The 20,562-nt window shown below is 62.3% G+C and carries 8 protein-coding genes; 2 read left to right on the top strand and 6 right to left on the bottom strand.

Annotated features, from left to right (window positions below):
* Window positions 1-12 precede the first annotated feature (12 nt).
* Window positions 13-11,028 (bottom strand): MBG domain-containing protein, encoded by an 11,016-nt coding sequence (locus tag LPW11_RS05920; RefSeq protein WP_230997208.1) that lies wholly within the window; start codon window positions 11,026-11,028, stop codon window positions 13-15.
* A gap of 1,603 nt (window positions 11,029-12,631) precedes the next feature.
* On the opposite strand from LPW11_RS05920, the gene LPW11_RS05925 reads away from it, so the two are divergent.
* Complete coding sequence (locus LPW11_RS05925) at window positions 12,632-16,519, top strand: PAS domain S-box protein (RefSeq protein ID WP_230997209.1); 3,888 nt, start codon at window positions 12,632-12,634, stop codon at window positions 16,517-16,519.
* Between the two features lie 91 nt (window positions 16,520-16,610).
* Here LPW11_RS05925 and LPW11_RS05930 read toward each other — a convergent pair whose 3' ends face one another.
* On the bottom strand, window positions 16,611-17,273 hold the full coding sequence (locus LPW11_RS05930) for a DUF1318 domain-containing protein (RefSeq protein ID WP_331001599.1): 663 nt from the start codon (window positions 17,271-17,273) through the stop codon (window positions 16,611-16,613).
* A 152-nt stretch (window positions 17,274-17,425) separates the two neighbouring features.
* Between LPW11_RS05930 and LPW11_RS05935 the strand changes: the two genes are divergently transcribed.
* A complete protein-coding gene (locus LPW11_RS05935; RefSeq protein WP_230997211.1) occupies window positions 17,426-17,806 on the top strand; it encodes a PilZ domain-containing protein in 381 nt (126 codons plus the stop codon).
* Window positions 17,807-17,933: 127 nt separating this feature from the next.
* Here LPW11_RS05935 and LPW11_RS05940 read toward each other — a convergent pair whose 3' ends face one another.
* The 4 genes from LPW11_RS05940 to LPW11_RS05955 all read right to left on the bottom strand — a co-directional run bounded on the left by LPW11_RS05940 (window position 17,934) and on the right by LPW11_RS05955 (window position 20,339).
* Complete coding sequence (locus LPW11_RS05940; RefSeq protein ID WP_230997212.1) at window positions 17,934-18,155, bottom strand: GSU3473 family protein; 222 nt, start codon at window positions 18,153-18,155, stop codon at window positions 17,934-17,936.
* Between the two features lie 649 nt (window positions 18,156-18,804).
* Window positions 18,805-18,954 carry a lmo0937 family membrane protein gene (locus tag LPW11_RS05945; protein WP_230997213.1) on the bottom strand — a complete coding sequence of 50 codons (150 nt, stop codon included), beginning with the start codon at window positions 18,952-18,954 and terminating at the stop codon, window positions 18,805-18,807.
* Window positions 18,955-19,084: 130 nt separating this feature from the next.
* The gene (locus LPW11_RS05950) at window positions 19,085-19,276 is read right to left on the bottom strand and encodes a Thivi_2564 family membrane protein (RefSeq protein ID WP_230997214.1); all 192 of its coding nucleotides are present in this window, start codon (window positions 19,274-19,276) and stop codon (window positions 19,085-19,087) included.
* Between the two features lie 199 nt (window positions 19,277-19,475).
* Complete coding sequence (locus tag LPW11_RS05955; RefSeq protein WP_230997215.1) at window positions 19,476-20,339, bottom strand: SDR family oxidoreductase; 864 nt, start codon at window positions 20,337-20,339, stop codon at window positions 19,476-19,478.
* Window positions 20,340-20,562: the final 223 nt, after the last annotated feature.

Here is a 20,562-nt window from a genome sequence, read left to right on the forward strand (position 1 = left end):
GTTTGGTGGCTCCTACTGAATGGTCAGGCTATGGTTCTGCGAGTCGAGGTTGAGTATCCAGTACCCCTTCCACGTCTCTATCACCGGATTGCTGCCGATGATCGACCAGGAATCGTAGGCGCTCCCGTTCCACCAGTAGACTGAGCCCCCTATCCTGTTCGCGCTGATGGCCTGCGACAGCGGGTTGCCGTCGATGAGCCACTTCGTCCCGATATTGGTCTTGTTGCTCGTCTGCGGCGAGGCGACCATGGTCCACCCCGGCTTCAGCGTGATGCTCGCGCTGGATGGCCCGGGGTTCCCGGCATAGACGAGAGTTGTCCCGCTCCCCGTCGCCTTCACGAAGTACCCTTTCCCCGGCGTGAGGGTGGCAACGGTGACATAGGAGCCGAGCGGGGAATTGCTCGTCTCCGCTGTCGCTCCGGAAGGGACCCACTCGTACACCGCGCTCGCCCCCCCGCCGAAGAAGGTGGAGGCATTGACCCCGCTGGTGGCATACGGAACCGCGATGATGTTCCATCCGTTGTAGAGCGGCGTCCGGATCGTCATGAAGACGGTCTGGGTCGGATCGGTGTCGGAGGTGACGGTGTACTGGTAGATCGTGTTCGGCAGCAGCGCCGCCGTGTCTTTGAAGGTGGTGCTGGTCGTGGCAACGACAGGGGTGAACGCCTTGCCACCCTCGGACCGGCTGACGGTAAAGGTGGTGCCCGATTTCAATGCGGCAAAGCTGGCAGAGGGCTGTGTCGTCACCACAGGGGCCGTCAGAGCCGCTGAACATGTGGCGCTGGCGCCCCCGTTGAGACCGCTGCAGCTCCAGCTCCACGGTCCGGTCCCACTTACAGCCGAGGCGGTTCCCGCCGTGCAAAGATTGGTGACGGGGGTGGCAGAGTAGCTGGCGCCGTTTGCCGTGCCGCAGGCACCATTCACCGCGGGGTTCCCCGCCACCACGAGGACCGCCGTGGCGCTGGCGGTTGCGTAATTGGCGCTGTCGAGCGGTGTGAAGGTGACGGAGAGCGTCTGGCTGCCGGCCGTGAGGATCGCCCCGTGGGCCGGTGAGTAGCTGTACGAGCCGGGTACTGAAGCGGTCGCGTTCAGCTGGGCGGCCGAGAGCGGTGTCCCATAGGTGATGCCGGCGGGATTGCCCCAGGTGATGGCGGGGGTGGCTTTGGCAACTGTTATGGCGGCAGTTTTTGTTACCGTGCTGTAGTTTGTGGTATCGGCCGGCGTATAGGTGACCGAAAGGATCTGCCCCGCCCCTGCAGGTAGGACTGTACCCGCAGCAGGGGTATATACGAAGGAGCCGCCGGCAGGGGTTGCAGAGGCATTCAGCTGCACCGCCGAAAGAGCGGCACCGTAAGTGATACCGGCCGGATTGCTCCAGCTCACCACCGGCTGCCCCTTGGCGACGACCAGGGTACCGCTGGCAGAACCGGTGTAGCTCGCGCTGTTGATGGTGGCGACGACGTTGTAGCTTCCCGCGCTGGACGGGACCGTGCTGCTGCCGTTGTACGTTACCTCGACCGGGAGGTTGGCAGGAGTCGTCGTCACCGTCACCCGTTTCGCTGCACCGTCATAGGTCTGGCTGAGGCTCGTGAGAGAAACCGTCGCCGCGATCTTCGGCACCACGTTCAGCGTGACCGTCTTCGTGGCCGTCGTGTAATTTGCGGTGTCGGCCGGGGTGTAGACGACGGACAACGAGTGCCTCCCGGTAACGAGAGTCGTCCCTGCTGCAGGCGCATATCCAAAGGAGCCGCCTCCCGGGGTCGCACTCGCGTTCAGCTCGGTTCCCGATAGTGCGCTTCCGACGAAAATGTCCGCAGGGTCGCTCCAGGTAATCACGGGGGTCGCCTTCTCAACGACAAGCTTCCCGTTGCCGTAGCTGAATTCATAGTTATTGGAGAAGAGGGTGCCGCGGCTCACCACGATTTCGTACTCGCCGACGGGGGTGCCGGCGGCGGCGATGGTGCTGAAGTGTGGAGCTCCCAGGAGGTCCTTTTCGTTCTCGTTCTTCACAAAACCGCTGTAGGCGGCGGTGAAGGCAGGGTTTTCCGCACCGTACGGGCGGGAGGCATCGGCTGCGGCCACGACGAGAGGCGCCTTCTCTACCGTAAGGGGCTCCCGGGCGGTGCCGGGGGCGTAGTTGGTGTCGCCGGGCTGGCTGGCGACGATTTCCGTAGTTCCGGCACCGACAATCGTGACGGTGCTCCCCGAAACCGTCGCTACGGCCGGGTTGGAGCTCGTGAAGGAAATCGGGTTCCGCGACTCACCGCCGGTGGCGGTGATATCGAAGGGGAGGTCTCCATACCTCTTCCTTTCGAGAGGAGTGATGGAGACCGTCTGGCTCGCCTGCCCGACTGCCAGGGTTCCGTCAACGAACCGGAGGCTGTAATTGGCTGCCGCTAGTGTGCCTGCGGAAACGGTGATGGGATAGCTGCCAACGGGGCTTGACTGGAGAGCGCTCGTGCTGACGACCGGTTCCCCCTCGAGCTTCGCTGCTGTCTCGCCACTGACAAAGCCGCTGTAGCTGACGGTAAATGGCGGGTTCTGCGTGTTGTACGGACGGCTCTTGTCGTCGGCGGTGACCGTCACAATGGCCTTTTCTACCGTGAGGGTCTGCTGCGCCGTCGCGGAGGCGTAGTTGCCGTCACCGGGCTGGGTGGCGGTGATGATCGTGCTCCCGGCGCCGACGATGGTGACGGTGGAGCCATCGACTGTGGCGACGGCCGTGTTGGAACTGGTGAAGCTAACGGGCTGACCGGAAGCGCCGCCGGTGTAGCTGAGGGGGAAGCTGCCTGCTCCGTATGTCTTCGGCTCGATCGGGTTGAACGTGATCGTCTGGCTGGCGAAGCCGACCGCAAGGGTACCGGGGGCGAAGACGAAGGTGTAGTTGTCAGCCGAGAGCGAGCCGATCTCAGGAGTGATCGGGTAGCTTCCGGGGATGCTGCCTGCCGTCGCCGTCGTGGTGAAACCCGGTGTCCCCGAGATGACTGCAGCCGCTGCCTCGCCCAGCATCAACCCGCTGTAGGTCGCAGAGAAGTCGGGATTCGGCTCTCCATAGGCGCGGCTGGCGTTGGTGGCTGTCACGGTTATGACCGCCTTTTGCACCGTGAGGGTCTGGGCGACTGCCGCTGCGGGAAGACGGTTATCGTCGCCGCCCTGCGTGGCGGTGATAGTCGCACTCCCCGCGCCGACGATATGAATGAGCCCTTCAGCCGTAACAGTGGCCACCGCCGGCGCGCTGCTGGTATAGGCGACGGGAAGCCCGGAGGAGGCACTGGCGCCGGGTCCGAAGTCTCCCGCTCCGTACGTTTTCTCGGCCAGTGCGCCGAAGGTGATGGTCTGGCTCCCCTTTGCGACGATGAGGGTGCCGGTCGCCGAACCCTCGAAGCTGGAGTCGTTGATGGTGGCGGTGACGGCGTAGCTTCCCGCCGATGTCGGGGCGGAGGAGGAGCCGTCGTAGCTCACTTCCACCTGCAGATTCGCCGGATCCGTGGTGGCGGTGACGGATCTGGGGGTACCGTCGTAGGTCTGGCCCAGTTTCTCCAATGTGACGGTGGCGGATCCCTTCCCGACGGCGACGGTCACCGTATCGGAGACAGGGGCATACCCCGGGTCGGTCGGCGTGAAGGTAATGGCTGCGCTGTAGGGGCCGACGGCTGCCGGAACGGCATCGGGCGATGTGAAGGTGAAGGTTCCGGCCACAGACGCGGTGCCGCCGGTGAGACTCGAGGAAGAGAGGGACTGTCCGTATCTGATCCCGCTGGCGACCGGCGGGCTCGTGATGGTCGGCGTTCCCTTCGCAACCGCCACATCTACCGTAGCAGTGGCAGTCGTGTAGTTGCTGCTGTCGGAGGGAGTGAAGACGACCTCGGCGCTGTACGAACCTGTAGCTGAGGGTGCCGTCCCCGGTACCTTGAAGCTGAAGCTCCCTGCAACGGAGCCTTTGCCGCCGGTCAGTGTCGAGGCGGAGAGTGTCTGCCCATAGACGATACCGGTCGCGGTTGGAGGAGCCGTGATTGTCGGGGTTGCCTTGGCAACCGGCACATCTACCGTGACGGCCGCCGCTTTGTAATTCCCGGAATCGGCCGGTGTGAAGGTGACGGCCGCCGGATAGGTCCCTGCGGCGGTGGGGACTGCCGACGGAGCGGTGAAGGCGAACGTTCCTGCCGTGCTGGCCTTCCCGCCGCTCAGGGTGGAGGCGGATAGCGCCTCACCGAACACTATTCCGCTCGCGGCCGGTCTTTCGGTAATTGACGGCGTTGCCTGTGTCACCGTGAGTATCCCGTTGACGAAAGCGAAGTCGTAGTTGTTGGAAGTCAGTGCTCCGCGAGACGGGATGATGAAGTACGGTCCGACAGGGGAAGTGCTGCCTGCCTCGGTAGCGAAGGCCGGGGCCCCGGAAATGGCCTCCGGATTCTCGTCATTGACAAACCCTGTCATCACCGCAGTGAAGGCCGGATTGGCCTCGCCGTATGCGCGTGTCGCATCGTTGGCCGTAACGGTGAGGAAAGCTTTCCGGACGCTCAAGGTCTGCGCCACATCTGCGGCCGCGCTGTAGTTGCTGTCGCCGGACTGGCTGGCGGTGATGGTGGCGCTGCCGGCCCTGAGGACGTGAACGAGGCCGTCCGCGCTGACGGTGGCGACGGTCGGATCGGAGATTGCGTAGGTTACCGGTTTTCCGGAAGCCCCTCCGGTTGCGCGTAGAGCGAAGTCCGCTGCTCCGTAGGTGACCGGGGGTAGTGATTCAAAGCTGATGATCTGCGCCTGCTTCCCTACTGTTATTGCCGCGGGGGCACTGGGCGCGGAGAGGTGGTAATATGCGTCAGCGCCACGGGTTGCCACGATGGAGCAACTGCCTGTCCCGCTGGTGAAGGTCAGGGCGCCGGTGGAGGGATCGACGCTGCAGGCGGTGGAAGCCCCGGCGCTGTAGCTGTAGGCGCCGCTGCCGCTCCCCCCTTCCGCAGTGGCACGCAGACCCGTTTCGCCGTATGTAGCCGCTACAGGAGCACTGACCGTCACGACACCCTGCGCCGCCTTCGCCGCCGCAGTATTGTTCGTCACCGACGCTGCAGCGAGGTAGTTTCCATTCCCTTCCTGGTCGTACTGCACCACGCACGTCCCGCTCCCGCTCACCATCGTGAAGGTCGCGCCCACATTGGTGCAGATTGTCCCGGTGCCGCTGCTGTATTTCACGCTCCCGCCGGGGGCGGTCGCCGCTACAGTAAACGACGAGTTGTACGGCGCACTTGCAGGAGCCGGGGTCCCTACAGTGATCGTCTGCGCACCTCTGGCGACCAGAAGTGTCCCGCTGGCGGTCCCCTGGTACGTCGGATCGTTCACCGTTGCAGTCACCGTGTACGTTCCGGCGGCCGTCGGTGCGGTGGCGGTCGGGCCGTAGCTGGTTCCCGCCGTGCCGCTGTAGCTGACAGTCACCTCAAGAGGCGCCGGGGTTGTGGTGACGCTGACGCTTTTGGACGAACCGTCATAGGTCTGGCTGAGGTTACCGAGGGTTATGGTGGCTCTGTTTTTCGGGACCACGTTCAGTGCCACCGTCATCGTCGCAGTTGAGTAGTTGACGCTGTCCTGCGGAGTGAAGGTTGTGCTAAGGGTCTGGCTCCCCAGCGACAGTACCTCGCCTGAGTCGGGGGTGTAGGAGAAGGTACCCGGGACGGAGGCGGATCCATTGAGCTCGCTCCCGGAGAGGGGGCTCCCGACGATGATGTCGGAGGGGGTGTTCCAGGTGATGACGGGGGTCGCCTTCTCAACGACGAGCTTCCCGTTGCCGTAGCTGAATTCATAGTTATTGGAGAAGAGGTTGCCGCGGCTCACCACGATTTCGTACTCGCCGACGGGACTGCCGGCGGCGGCGGTGGTGCTGAACTGTGGAGCTCCCAGGAGCGCCTTTTCGTTCTCGTTGTTCACGAAACCGGTGTAGGCGGCGGTGAAGGCGGGGTTTTCCGCGCCGTACGGGCGGGATGCAGCGGCTACGGCCACCATGAGCGGCGCTTTCTCTACCGTAAGGGTCTGCCGGGCGGTGCCGGGGGCGTAGTTGGTGTCGCCGGCCTGGCTGGCGACGATTTCTGTCGTTCCGGCACCGACGATCGTGACGGTGCTCCCCGAGACCGTCGCTACGGTCGGGTTGGAGCTCGTGAAGGAAATCGTGTTCCCCGAATCGCCGCCGGTGGCGGTGATATCGAAGGGCAGTGCTCCATAGGTGTTCCTTTCGAAAGGAGTGATGGAGACCGTCTGGCTCGCCTGCCCGACCGCCAGGATTCCGTCAACGAACCGGAAGGTGTAATTGGCTGCCTTTAGTGTGCCTGCCGAAACGGTGATGGAATAGCTGCCGACGGGGCTCGACTGGAGAGCGCTGGTGCTGACGACTGGTTCCCCCTCGAGATTCGCTGCTGTCTCGCCATCGATAAAGCCGCTGTAGCTGACGGCAAGCTCCCGGTTGGGGGTGTTGTATGGGCGGCTTTGGTCGTTGGCGGTGACGGTCACGACTGCCTTTTCTACCGTGAGGGTCTGCTGCGCCGTCGCGGAGGCGTAGTTGCTGTCACCGGGCTGGGTGGCGGTGATCATCGTGCTCCCAGCGCCGACGATGGTGACGGTGGAGCCATCGATTGTGGCGACCGCCGTGTTGGAACTGGTGAAGCTAACGGGCTGACCGGAAGCGCCGCCGGTGTAGCCAAGGGGGAAGCTCCCTGCTCCGTATGTCTTCGGCCCGATGGGGTTAAAGGTAATCATCTGGCTGGCGAGGTCGACCGCAAGGGTACCGGGGGCGAAGACGAAGGTGTAGTTGTCAGCCGAGAGCGAGCCGATCTCAGGGGTGATCGGGTAGCTTCCGGGGGTGCTGCCTGCCGTCGCCGTCGTGGTGAAACCCGGTGTCCCCGAGATGACTGCAGCTGCTGTCTCGCCCAGCATCAACCCGCTGTAGTTCGCGGAGAAGTCGGGATTCGGCTCTCCGTAGGCGCGGCTGGCGTTGCTGGCTGTCACCGTTATGACCGCCTTCCGCACCGTGAGGGCCTGGGCGACCGCCGCTGCGGGAAGACGGTTGTCGTCGCCGCCCTGGGTGGCCGTGATCGTTGCACTCCCCGCCCCGACGATGTGAATGAGCCCTTCAGCCGTTACGGTGGCCACCGCCGGCGCGCTGCTGGTATAGACGACGGGAAGCCCGGAGGAGGCGCTGGCGCCTGGACCGAAGTCTCCCGCTCCGTACGTCTTCTCGGCGAGTGCGCCAAAGGTGATTATTTGGCTCCCCTTTGCAACGACGAGGGTGCCGCTCGCTGAGCCCTCGAAGTTCGCGTCGTTGATGGTGGCGGTGACGGCGTAGCTTCCCGCCGCTGTCGGGGCGGAGGAGGAGCCGTCGTAGCTCACTTCCACCTGCAGGTTCGCCGGAACCGTGGTGGCGGTGACGGATCTGGGGGTACCGTCGTAGGTCTGGCCGAGGTTGCCGAGTGCGACGGTGGCGGATCCCTTCGCGACCTGGACAATGACGGTATCGGAGACAGGAGTATATCCCGGGTCGGTCGGGGTGAAGGTAACGGCTGCGCTGTAGGGGCCTACGGCTGCCGGAACGGCATCGGGCAAATCGAAGGTGAAGGCCCCCGCCACAGACGCGGTGCCGCCGGTGAGTCCTGAGGAGGAGAGCGACTCCCCGTATTTTATCCCGCTGGCGGCGGGCCAACTGGTGATGGACGGCGTCGCCTTCGCCACTGCCACATTCACCGTAGCAGTGGCGGTCGTGTAGTTGCTGCTGTCGGAGGGAGTGAAGATCACCACGGCGCTGTAGGAGCCTGCGGTCGAGGGTGCCGTACCCGGTACCTTGAAGCTGAAGCTCCCTTCAACGGAGCCTGAGCCGCCGGTGAGCGTGGAGGCGGAGAGTGTCTGGCCATAGACGATGCCGGTAGCCGTCGGTAGAGCCGTGATTGTCGGGGTTGCCCTGGCAACCGGCACATCTACCGTCAGGGTGGCAGCGTTGTAGTTCGCCGCGTCGAGCGGGGTGAAGGTTACAGCGGCTCGGTAAGTCCCTGCTGCGGCTGGAACGGTGGCAGGGTCGGCGAAGCTGTACGTCCCCTCGGTCGACGCTGTTCCTCCTGTAAGAGTGGAAGAGGCCAGAGACTCCCCGAACACGATCTCCTTCGCGACCGGGGATGCTGAGATGACCGGCGTCGCGGGGATGATGAGAAGTGTGCCGTCGACATAGTTAAAGCTGTAGTTTTTTGCCGAAAGGTCACCAGCCGCCGCGACGATAGGGTAGCTCCCTACCGGGCTCGTTCTGTCGGCAGTGGTGGTAAGGGAAGGGAGACCGGAGAGGACCGTTGAGGTGTCGCCTCTCAGAAACCCGATGTAGCTTGCGCTGAAGGCTGGGTTCTGCTCCCCGTACGCGCGGCTTTCATTATTGGCCGTCACCGTAACGACCGCCTTGTCGACTACCAAGGACCGGCTTACGTCGGCAGCGGCGCTGTAGTTGCCGTTTCCCCCCTGGCTCACGGTAATGGCAGCGCTCCCTGCCCCGACGACCTGGACGACGCCTGCTGCGTTGATAGTGGCGACAGAGGTATCGGAACTTGCAAAGGTGAGCGGGTTGCCGGAACCCCCTCCCGTTGCCGTCACCGTGAAATCCGCGGCACCGTACGTCACCGGAGAAGGGAGATCAAAGTTGATCGTCTGCGTCCGCTTCCCGACCGCTATCACCGCCGGGGCGCTCGCCGCCGAGGCGGCATAATTGACATCAGCGGCGCGACTCGCGGTGACGGAGCAGGTGCCGGTACCGCTCGTGAAGGCGAGCGCGCCGGTGGACGGTTCCACGCTGCAGGCGGTGGAGGCCCCGGCGTTATAGCTGTAGGCGCCGCTGCCGCTCCCCCCGGTCGCACCGGCGAAGAGGCCGACGTCTCCGAAAACCGCCTGAGCAGGAGCTGTCGCAGTCACGGTCGCCTGGGCTGCCTTGGCTGCCGTCGTGCTGCTTGATACCTGCTGCGCAGGGAGATAGTTCAGGCTGCCGATCTGATCATACTGCACGACGCAGGTCCCGGTCCCGCTCAACATCCTGAAGGTCGCACCCGAGTTGCTGCAAACAGCGGGGGTCCCGCTGCTGTAGGTGACGGCGCCGCCGGACGCGCTCGCCGCGACGGTAAAGGTGGTGTCGTACGCTGCGCTCGGAGGAGCCGGAGCAGCGACAGTGATCGTTTGGGGAGCCTTTGCAATGGTGAGGGTGCCGCTGGCGCTCCCGGCATACGCCGGGTCGGTCACCGTTGCACTGACGGTATAGCTTCCGGCGTCCGTGGGAGGGATAGCAGTCGGACCATATGTTGTACCCGCAGTCCCGTTATAACTTAAGACGACAGAAAGTCCGGCAGGTGTTGTAGTGGCAGTGGCGCTCTTCGCTGTCCCATCGTATGTATGGGTGAGAGCTCCCAGCGCGACAGTCGCCACTGCCTTGCTCGTTATCTCCTCATTCATAACTCCAGAAGTTAGTCCAGTTTGTTCGGCTGTAAGGAGGTACTTGCCAACTGTACTGTCACTATAGTAGACAATGGCTTTGTGGGTGTTGTTGTTGTTCTGACCGGTTCCACCATCCAGGTCGATCGTGGTGATTGGGGTTTTTTTGCCGGAGTCACTGTAAAACGTACCGGTAGAACTGGAGCTGGATAATTTTACAGTTGCACTCATAAGTGTGCATTTCGTATTACCGTTGTGGGCCTCTATGTCTATGGCAGTTGACACCATGCCGACTGCGGTAGTCTGGATAGTGCCGCTGAGGTACTGCGGGAACCTTAGACTTGTACACGCTCCTGCGGCCACGTACCCGTCGATGAATGCGCCACCGGCAGAAACTCCTGATGGCTGAACCGTAGAGATCGAAGCGTCTTCGACTGCCTTCGCCATGTTCACCCTGCCGTTGCCGACTTCCCCTGCGTTCCCTGTCTGATCCGCCGTGCGCCCCAGGCGCCCCACGATGACGCCGTTTGTAAGGGCCGGATCCATAGCCTTCATGAAGCCCGCGACCGCAGCAACCACCGCCGATGACGCGGAGGTTCCCGTCATGCTGGTGTAGCTGCCGTTCATCCCCGTCGTGAAGATGCCGACCCCCGGCGCCGCGAGGTACACGTCGTCCCCGTAGTTGCTCCCCCGGTAGAGGAGATCGTTCTGATCTGTTGCCGCGACCCCTACGACGCCGCGGTCCCCTGCCGGAAATGTCGGCGCGCTGCTTCCGCCGTTGCCGGTGGCGGCGACCAGTACCGCGCCCTTGGACCAGGCGTAGTCGATGGCGTCCTGGAGGCTCTGGCTGAAGGTCGGGTTGCTGAACGGCATGAGAATGACGTGCGCACCGTTGTCCGCTGCCCACCTGATCCCGGCGATGATGTCGCTGTCGAGTCCTTCCCCCTCTGCGTCGAGTACTGTGACCGGCAGGACCTTCACCCCCGCGGGCGCAACCCCGGCGCCCCCCATGCCGTTCCCGGCGACGGCCGCGATGATGCCGGCCATTGCGGTGCCGTGGCCGGTACTATCGGTCAGGCCGTTGGTACTGTCGAGGAAGGAGGTGCCTTTCATGACCCGGCCGGCAAGATCCGGGTGCGAAGCGTCTACTCCCGAGTCCAGGACAGCAACGATAGCGGCACCGGCCGGCTCCCGGACACCGGCCACCTTGTCCCACCCGATCTTCGGGAGAGCCCATTGAGACGGGTATGCCGGATCATCCGGAATCCCCGCCGCCTTTCTGACCTGGTCGACCTCGACCGCCTCCACCCGGGGGTCCTTCTTGTACTTCGCCAGCACCGCCTGAAGGTCCCCGCTGGCCATCTTCACAACATGAAGCCTCAACTGATGCAGCCTCGCCTTCCGGGTCCCCCCGTTTGCGGCGATGACCTGAGCCTCGTCGGCAGTGCTGACGCCGGCGCGGAGCTTCACGATGAGGGAACCTTTGGCGCGCGCTGAATTTGCCGCAGTTGCAGGCCCGACAGAAAGGAGAAATACAGAGGCAACAAAAAGGAGAGAAAGAATCTTTCTTAGCGAGTGCTGTCCGATATACACAACCGCCTCCTGGTCAATCCAGTGATCAATTCATGGCACTCCAACGACGGCAACGACTGTGCAACGTGACGCAGCGCCCCCCCTGATACGAGCGGCACCCTGGCCACACCCTTGCGTATACAATTAGGTCACGTGAATTAGTAAAATCTATTCCTCTTTTAAATCGCATGAATGACAGGGGCTGGGGCTGAAGGATACGTTCCGCGGTACGCGTTCTGACGTACCATTCCGCGTTTTCACGCAGCACCCCGCGTTTTCACGCAGACTCTTCCTGCCCCCCTTCTGGATCACCTGTGGAGATGCCGGCACACCCGCTCCCCACGCTGTTCCCTTGTAGAGGAGACGCGGGGGAGGGCATCGTTGGACGCGCTGACACATGTAGGCCGGAATAAGCGGTAGCGTTTCCGGCATTCGCTGAGGCGCGACTGCGTCTGTGGTGGACTGCCGGGAACGCCTGTCGGCTTATCCCGGCCTACATTGACACCCCGGCTCAACCCCATCTCCACCGTGGACGCGCTGACGCATGTAGGCCGGAATAAGCGGTAGCGTTTCCGGCATTCACTGAGGCGCCACTGCGTCTGCGGTGGACTGCCGGGAACGCCTGGCGGCTTATCCCGGCCTACATTGACACCCCGGCTCAACCCCATCTCCACCGTGGACGCGCTGACGCATGTAGGCCGGAATAAGCGGTAGCGTTTCCGGCATTCACTGAGGCGCGACTGCGTCTGCGGTGGACTGCCGGGAACGGTTGGCGGCTTATCCCGGCCTACATTGACGCCCCGGCTCAACCCCATCTCCACCGTGGACGCGCTGACACATGTAGGCCGGAATAAGCGGTAGCGTTTCCGGCATTCGCTGAGGCGCCGTGCGTCTGTGGTGGACTGCCGGGAACGCCTGTCGGCTTATCCCGGCCTACATTGACACCCCGGCTCAACCCCATCTCCACCGTGGACGCGCTGACGCATGTAGGCCGGAATAAGCGGTAGCGTTTCCGGCATTCACTGAGGCGCGACTGCGTCTGTGGTGGACTGCCGGGAACGCCTGGCGGCTTATCCCGGCCTACATTGACGCCCCGGCTCAACCCCATCTCCACCATGGACGCACTGACACATGTAGGCCGGAATGAGCGGTAGCGTTTCCGGCATTCGCTGAGGCGCCGTGCGTCAGTGGTGGACTGCCGGGAACGCCTGTCGGCTTATCCCGGCCTACATCGGCCAATTGCCCCGGCTTAACCCTATCTCCACCTTGCCCCTCCGCTTTGGGGGGGCGGGAGCTCCTGCTTTCGCCCGCACAGATACCGCGCCGGATTCTGGACCGGGGGTCTCTGCCGCGCCGCACACTGGCCTCATCGGAGGGGCCAAATGCCTTTCACCCTGCCAAAGAGTGCTCTGAGTCGCCTTTCCCCCCTTTTCCCCCAAAAAGCGGTTGAGTGGTGACGACATCTGTGGCATCTTCTGTATACAAAATCTGTCATGGCACGCTGCCCGCGGTTTTGCGCGGAGTTATGCGCACTTTCCCGCCGAAAACCATTTATGCAACTTCACTTCTTGCCGATACGGAGTGAGTCACAGACACCGATCTCCACCACGAGCCAGGTTCCCGAATGAAAGTCAGCACACGATTTCTCTACCTCGAGGTCATCCTCGTCGCCGTAGCTCTCGCCACCGCTACCCTCTGTTTTCTCTTCCAGGTGAAGGAGAGCGCGCAGCAGTGGGCCTTGCGGGAACAGGCCCAGCACCTCCAGAGCTTCAGAAAACTCATCGAAGAAAAAGGGAGCGGCTTCAGGATAGTGAATGACAAGCTCCTGATCGGGGAGTACGTCCTCAACGGCCGAAATGAGCTCCCCGACGCTATATCCGAGGTCTTCGGCGGCACCGCCACCATCTTTCTCGGCGATCGGCGCATCGCGACCAACGTCGTCAACACAGACGGCACCCGCGCCATCGAAACCGTCCTGCAAGGACCGGCACGGACCGCCCTCTTCAGCCAGGGGAGAGGATACCGCGGCGAGGCCCTTGTCCTCGGCGTCCCCTCCCTCACCGCCTACGACCCGATAAAGACAGCTGACGGGGAAACGATCGGGGCGCTCTATGTCGGCACCCCGAAGAGCGTCTACTTCAATATGTACGACCGTTTCAGGAAGGAGGTCGTGCTTCTGGCCGTTCTCCTCACCATCCTCTTCTCCTCCGTCATCCTCCTCCTCATGCGCCTGCGCAGCAAGCGGGAGGCGGAGCTCGCGGCGGACGAGCTGAAGTTCCGGCAGCTCTTCGACCTGCAAAGCGACGCAATCCTCATTACCGACAGTGAGAGCGGCGCGATAGTCGAGGCCAATACCGCCGCCTGCCGCCTGTACGGGTTCAACAGGGGAGAGCTCGTCGGCCGTCCGGCTGCAGAGCTTTCCGCGGATGGAGAAGCTTCGTTGACTCCTGGTGACGAGGGTGCAGTCTGCCGTCAGCGAACGCGAAGCGGAGAGGTTTTCCCTGCGGAAATCCGCACTTCTTCCTTCGAATGGCAGGGGCGCGGCGTGACCATCTCCGCCATCAGGGATGTCGCCCGGCGGGAACGGGCAAAGGACGAGCTGCGAGAGAGCAAGGAGCGGCTGGAGCTCGCTGTTGACCACGCCAGGCTGGCGCAGTGGGAATACGACCTGGCGACCGGGATGTTCCACTTCAATGACCGGTTCTACGAGGTGTACGGGACGACGGTCGGGCGGGAGGGGAGCTACATCGTCTCCCTCGACCATTACCTCAGACGATTCATTCCCGCCGAGGACGCCCAGCACGTGGTCGACCAGCTGGAAGCCGCCTTCTCCAGTCGCGATCCCCGCCACACGGGACAGATGGAACACATGGTGGTGCGCCCCAACGGCGAGAGGCGCTATGTGGTGGTGCGCTACCGCATGGGGTGCGATCCGGACGGCCGGGTGGTAAAGCTCCTCGGGACGAATCAGGATGTCACCGAGTTCAGGCGGGCGGAGGTCGCCTCCCGCGAGAGTCACCATCTCTTCCGCGCCGCCTTCGACGTCATTCCGGAATACATCTCCATCAGCACCTTCGAAGACGGCATCTTCGTCGATGTGAACCCGGGATTCTCCAGGATCAGCGGATATACAAAGGCGGAGGTTATCGGCAGAAGCTCACTGGAGATCGGCCTGTGGCCCGTCCCGGAGATACGTCGGCAGCTTCTTCAGGCATTGGACGAAAAAGGCTTCGTCAACGGCATGGAAGGGGTGTTGCGCCACAAGGATGGGCACCTTCTCTCCGTCCTCATATCTGCAGGGAAGGTCCAGCTGCAGGGGAGGAGCTTTCTCTTTGGCTTTGTGAAGGACATCACTGAGAGGAAACGAGCAGAGGACGCCATGTCCCGGCTGAACCGGACACTGAGGACGCTCACCAAGTGCAACGAGGCGCTGGTGAGGGCGGAGAACGAGTCGCAACTGCTGCACGATGTCTGCACGATTGTGGTAGAGGAAGGGGGGCATCGCTGCGCCTGGGTCGCCTATGCGGAGTCGGACGAGAAGCAGAGCGTGCACTTGGCCGCGGAGGCGGGAGGCTCCCCTGAGTACCTGGAGTCGCTGGACATCGTCTGGGCCGACACGGTGCAGGGGCGCGGCCCTGTCGGTACGGCGATCCGCAACGGCAAGCCGACCTACATAAAGGATGTGAGAACAGTCGACTCCTCCTTCGCGCCCTGGAGGGAACGGGCCGAGGCACAGGGGTACCGCTCCATCCTGGCGGTCCCCCTCTTTTCCCCGGTGCAGCGCGGGTCCCTCAACATCTACTCGTCCGAGGCCGATGCCTTTGATGAGGAGGAGGTCGATCTCATGGTGCAGCTCGCCACCGACCTCGCCTACGGCATCAGCGCGCTGCGCACCAGGATCAGCCATCAGCAGGCGAGCCAGGCGCTGCAGATCACGGCGGAGGAGTACCGCAGCCTCGCCGCCACTCGAGACCAGGAGCGGACGCTGCTGCGGGGGCTCCTCGACTCCATCCCCGACCTCATCTTCTTCAAGGACCACAGCAGCACCTATCTCGGCTGCAACAAGGCGTTCGAATACTTCGCCGGACGCAGGGAAAGGGAACTGACGGGGCTGACCGATTTCGATCTATTCCCGGAGGAGATGGCGCGGCTTTTCAGGGAGATGGACCGCAACATGATGGCGCAGCGCCAGTCGCGGCTCAACGAGGAGTGGGTCGACTACCCGGACGGCCGGCATGTCCTTCTGGAGACGCTGAAGACCCCCTTCTACGACGAGGCGGGCAACGTGCGCGGGCTGATCGGCATCAGCCGCGACATCAGCGAGCGTCACCAGGCGGAGGAGGAGCGGGTGAACCTGGAGACGCAGCTGCACCAGGCCCAGAAGATGGAGGCGGTCGGGCAGCTCGCCGGGGGGATCGCCCACGACTTCAACAACATACTCACCGCCATCATGGGGTACTCCGACATCCTAGCCAACAGACTCGAGAAGGGGAGCACCCTGGCGGGGTACGCAGAGCAGGTGCAGCTGGCGACGGCGCGCGCTGCTGAGCTTACCAGCCGCCTCCTCGCCTTCAGCAGGAAGCAGGTGCTGCGGACCAAGCCGCTGGACGTGGGGCAGGTGGTGCACGACTTCGAGAAGATGCTCGCGCGCATCATTCCTGAGGACATCGAGTTCACCGTGCGCCTCTCCCGTCCCGACCTGGTGGTGATGGCGGACCGCGGTCAGCTGGAGCAGGTCCTGATGAATCTGGTCACCAATGCGAGGGACGCCATGCCCCAGGGGGGGCGCCTTCTGATAGAGGGGTTCCGCACCTCCATGGACCAGCGCTTCATCCACGAGCACGGCTTCGGCAGGGAAGGGAGCTATGCCTGCCTCTCCGTGGTGGACACCGGGCTCGGGATGGATGAGGAAACGAGGAACAGGATCTTCGAGCCGTTCTTCACCACGAAGGAACTCGGCAAGGGAACCGGCCTCGGCATGGCCATCAGCTACGGCATCGTGAAGCAGCACAACGGCTTCATCGAGGTGAACTCGCAGCGGGGTGTCGGTACCACCTTCCTTGTCTATCTCCCCCTCATCGAGGAGATGCAAAAGGAGGACGAGGGGGAGGCGCAGCGCCATGCACCGGCCGGCGGGAGGGAGGGGATCCTTCTTGCCGAAGACGACGCCGCGGTGCGTCAGCTGCACAAGATGATCCTGGAGCAGGCAGGGTACCGGGTGGTGGAGGCGCTGGACGGGCAGGACGCCCTGGAGAAATTCGTGGAGCGTCAGGACGAAATCGAGCTGCTGGCGACCGACGTGGTGATGCCGAAGCTGGACGGGAAAGCCCTGTACGAGGAGATCAGGAAGGTACGCCCGCGGATCGGCGTCCTCTTCATGAGCGGATACACGAACGACATCATGTTCCAGAGGGGATTGGTGGAGGGGGACTTCATCCTCCTCAACAAGCCGTTCACCCCGGGGGAGCTGCTGACGAAGGTGCGCGGCATCCTGGACGGAAGTACAGAATAGCCGCTGCTATTTGTCGCGCCGATGACCGGAAAAAGGCCCGCAGCTCATGCCGCGGGCCTTTCCATTTCCCTGATCCGACCCCTGATAAGGGCTACTTCTGGACCCAGCGCCCGTTCTCCAGCTGCATCCACCACCCCGGCTTCGCCGCCTCCCGTTTAGTGTCGGCAAAGGTGGAGGCGGCCTTTCCCATGACCTGGTCGATGAGAGCCTTGCTCTCCTTTTGCTTGTTGAGCTTCACGATCGCCTTCGCCATGCTCGCCACGACCGTCTTGCGGCTCTCGTTCTCCGACTTCACCAGCGCCTCGTCCGTATCGACCGTCTTCGCCTTGTCGCGCACCGTCACCAGACCCTGCTTCGTGAGCCCGACGGCACCGCTGTCAAAGAGCTGGTTCAGCCGCGGCAGCCTCTTGTTCATCTCGTCGTAAGCCTTCAGCACCTCCGGCATGCTGGAGAGCTCGACGGCGAGGGCCTCGGCATCGCTGTCGGCGGCATGCGCCTCGGAGACGGTGAAGAGCCCGATGACTTCCCGCCTCAGGCTGCTCTGCGGTTTCTCCTCCGGCCTTGCACCCGGCGCCGACTGCGCAGGGGGCGTCTCCTGGGTTGTCGGATGCTCGCCGTCCTTCAGGAGCATCTCGTCGAGCGACTTGTATGCTTCCTTTGCCGCCTTTTCCGGGAAGTACACGTTCACCGTTATCACGGCGCACGCACAGAGAAGCATGCATCCTCCCGCCACCAGCCATCTCATGAGCTTCATATTCATCTCCACCTCCGCATCCTGGTAAAAGCCACTGAGGACTATACCACCCCGTTTACATATGGAAAGCCTGCAAAGGTGCTACAGATTTTCCGTGTCGTGACGATAAGAAGAGGACGCTTCCCAGCGAACGTTACCCCGAGTGAGAGACAATGGAAAAAAGAAAGTTCCACCGCATTCGCCTCACCGCGCGCTGCGCCCTGACCCATAACGGGATCACCTACCACGGCCACACCGAGAACATGTCGCTAAACGGCGCCCTCATCAGCTTCTCGGACGGCATAATCGTCCCGAAGGGGGAGGAGTGCGTGGTCCTCGTCTTTCTCGATGACGAGGAGGCCCCGCTGCGCCTGGTCGTGGAGGTGGTGTACTCCTTCTATACCATGCTGGGAACGAAAATTGTACAGGTAGATGAAGAGACCCAGGCGCGCCTTGTCGCCGTGGTGGAGAGGGTCACTGACGAGCCGGAGAAGCTTAAGGAGGAGATTGAGCGGATGAAGGAGAGTATTGCCCGTTACCTCGCCCCCGCTTAAGTAGAGGGTGCGAAGAGCGCCTGGAGATACCGTACCGGAGGCCGTCTCTTCCTTTCCTTATGTGAGCGGTGTGAAGAGCGGCCTCGATACTAATTCGTAAAGAATCACGTGAATCTTTGGCAGCAACCTACTGCTCTTCAGCATTGCTTCTCTTGAAGAGAAAATCGTAGTCCCTTTGTCCCGGGCGCTTCAGAGGTACCTGTTTTTTCCTTATTTGATCACGCCCGACATAGGCCCACCCGTCAGAGCGCTGGAAGGCAATGACTTTTTTTTCCCTGATAAGGTAATCGAGCCCGTAGGAAGGGACTGTTCCTTCTTCACCATTGGCAAATATGACTTTAAGCATCATAACGCCTACCCCATAATCAACCCGGTGCAAAAACTACAACTCACCTCCAGATCAAATGACGCAGCGACCAGATGACTGAGTCATTTTAACGCAGCGAAATACCGGTACACAAGCTAAATTGCATCCATACAGGGGGAAGAAGATTCATCACCTGCGGCGTCCCGAAGGCGGATTGGCGGGTGGCGAGGGAGCTGCAGGTCATGGTCACCTGCACGCAACGTCAGTGAAGTTTCTTTCATCTCTAATTACAGGATAGCAGCGAGTGGGAGGGGAGTCAAAAGGTGGTGTCGGAGGAGAGGCGCGCCGCGGGAGTAAGAACCGACGCTGCTGCAAAATGAAAGGCCCGCCATAGGGTAGGCGGGCCTCTTTTTTCTTTGGTTTCGTTTCACCCTTTTCCAGGGTATCTCGGGCGGTCAGTGACGCCGAGCCTCAACAACGGTCATGTTTTATGAAGCCTCATTGTGTGAGATCTCTCGATAAATGGTCCCTCCTTTGTCCGAGATTCTGATCCAGGTAGCTACCTGAGTAAAATATAGCATCACCAACCGGCGAATTACAGTCTGGTGCAAAATTTTTTTTACGGCTATACTCCGGAAGTTACGCCGGAAAGGCCGCAGACGGCCTTTCCGCCTCGTCCCATCTTACCCGTCTATAACGGTCTCCTCCCCTGTACCAGGTTCACTACCACCACGATGATTGCGATTACCAGCAGTACGTGGATAAAGCCGCCAAGGGTGTAGCTGGTAACCAGCCCGAGAAGCCAGAGTACCAGCAGTATTGCCACGAGCGTCCACAACATGGTTCGTCCTCCGATGCGGTTTTACGGCACCCCTGGGGGCACCCACCGTGATTCATTCTGTCTCGCCTGCGCGCTGCCCAGGCTACGTTGACCTGCCTTCACCTACCGCGCCGCCGCAGCTATCTCAAAATCACTTCCCCACCCGTATGTTGGAGAGGAAATCCAAAAGCCCGAACAGGTTCAAGAGCCACAGTACAACGGCTATCACCACTACGGCATTGAGTATGGACTTTATCGATCCTGCCATCGGTATGAACGAGTTCACGAGCCAGAGAAGTACGCCGACCACTATGAGGACCAACACCACATGCAACAGGGACATGGCCTGCACCTCCAACGCTGTGACAGCGGACATCGCTCAAGACCCGCCCGGCGTCTCTTCGGGCCGACACCTATACACCGTGCCGCAAGTCGTAAGCGCGACATAATTACGCGATATTATTAGTGTATACTCCAACGCCACCCTGTCAAGCATTTGACCCCGCGCCGCAGGGGGCGGCAGTCACGGCGCGGGGGAAGCGTCACCCGCCGACGATGGTGCCGCCATTCGGATGCAGGATCTGCCCCGTCATGTACGATCCGCCGTCCGAGGCAAGGAAAACGTAGCTGTGGGCGATCTCCGACGGCTGACCCGCCCTCTTCAGCGGCACGTTCTCACCGAATTTCTCCACCTTCTCGTCCGGAAAGGTCGCAGGAATGAGTGGCGTCCAGACAGGACCCGGGGCGACACCGTTGACCAGTATCCCGCGCTCCGCGAGGGAGAGGGCAAGCGACCTGGTGAAGGCGACGATCGCCCCCTTTGTGGAGGAGTAGTCGAGGAGCATCGGGTTCCCCTTGAAGGCGGTGACGGAGGTCGTGTTGATGATCCGCCCCCCCTCGCCGAGGTGGCGCAGCGCGGCTTTGGCCATGAAGAAGTAGGCAAAGATGTTCGTCCTGAAGGTCCGCTCCAGCTGCTCCGCCGTTATCTCCTCGAGCTTCGTTGCGTAATGCTGCTCCGCCGCGTTGTTGACGAGGATGTCCAGCCGTCCGAACTCCCGCGCCGTCTTCTCCACGATATCGCTGCAAAATGACTCGTTACCGACGTCGCCGGCGAAGGTGAGGCAGCGTGCGCCCGATTTCTGCACCATCTCCTTTGTATCCCTCGCGTCCTGCTCCTCCTCGAGGTAGGCGATCGCCACGTCCGCCCCTTCCCGGGCAAAGGCGATCGCCACCGCCCTGCCGATACCGCTGTCCCCCCCCGTGATGATCGCCACCTTCCCCTTCAGCTTTCCTGTCCCGCGATACTCCTGCTCACCGGAGTCGGGAGGAGGGGTCATCTTCTGCTCCACCCCCGGCTGCTCCTGGCGCTGTGCCGGGAACTCCTTTTTCTCTTCGCCTTCTGCCATCACCTTCCTCCTTCCCTCCGGCGCCAACGCGCCGTATTACCTAAGAAAAGTATAGATGGGGCCAAATGCTGCCGCAACACGTCCGGGCCTCCCTTCCTCCCCGGTACGGAGGTTGAAACTTTTCCGTCGCTGATTACAGTTTATGCGTGCCAGCAGCGCCTTATGCGCCGTAATCCCCCACACTGCGTGCCAGGGGAGGAAGGAGTTTCATCGCTGGCGACAG

This window comes from Geomonas sp. RF6, assembly GCF_021044625.1.
Lineage (GTDB): Bacteria > Desulfobacterota > Desulfuromonadia > Geobacterales > Geobacteraceae > RF6.

Bases quoted from the DNA above. Each gene is read 5' to 3' on its own strand.
- LPW11_RS05925 (WP_230997209.1), top strand. From the start codon at position 12,632: ATGAAAGTCAGCACACGATTTCTCTACCTCGAGGTCATCCTCGTCGCC.
- LPW11_RS05930 (WP_331001599.1), bottom strand. From the start codon at position 17,273: ATGAAGCTCATGAGATGGCTGGTGGCGGGAGGATGCATGCTTCTCTGT.
- LPW11_RS05935 (WP_230997211.1), top strand. From the start codon at position 17,426: ATGGAAAAAAGAAAGTTCCACCGCATTCGCCTCACCGCGCGCTGCGCC.
- LPW11_RS05940 (WP_230997212.1), bottom strand. From the start codon at position 18,155: ATGATGCTTAAAGTCATATTTGCCAATGGTGAAGAAGGAACAGTCCCT.
- LPW11_RS05945 (WP_230997213.1), bottom strand. From the start codon at position 18,954: ATGTTGTGGACGCTCGTGGCAATACTGCTGGTACTCTGGCTTCTCGGG.
- LPW11_RS05950 (WP_230997214.1), bottom strand. From the start codon at position 19,276: ATGTCCCTGTTGCATGTGGTGTTGGTCCTCATAGTGGTCGGCGTACTT.
- LPW11_RS05955 (WP_230997215.1), bottom strand. From the start codon at position 20,339: ATGGCAGAAGGCGAAGAGAAAAAGGAGTTCCCGGCACAGCGCCAGGAG.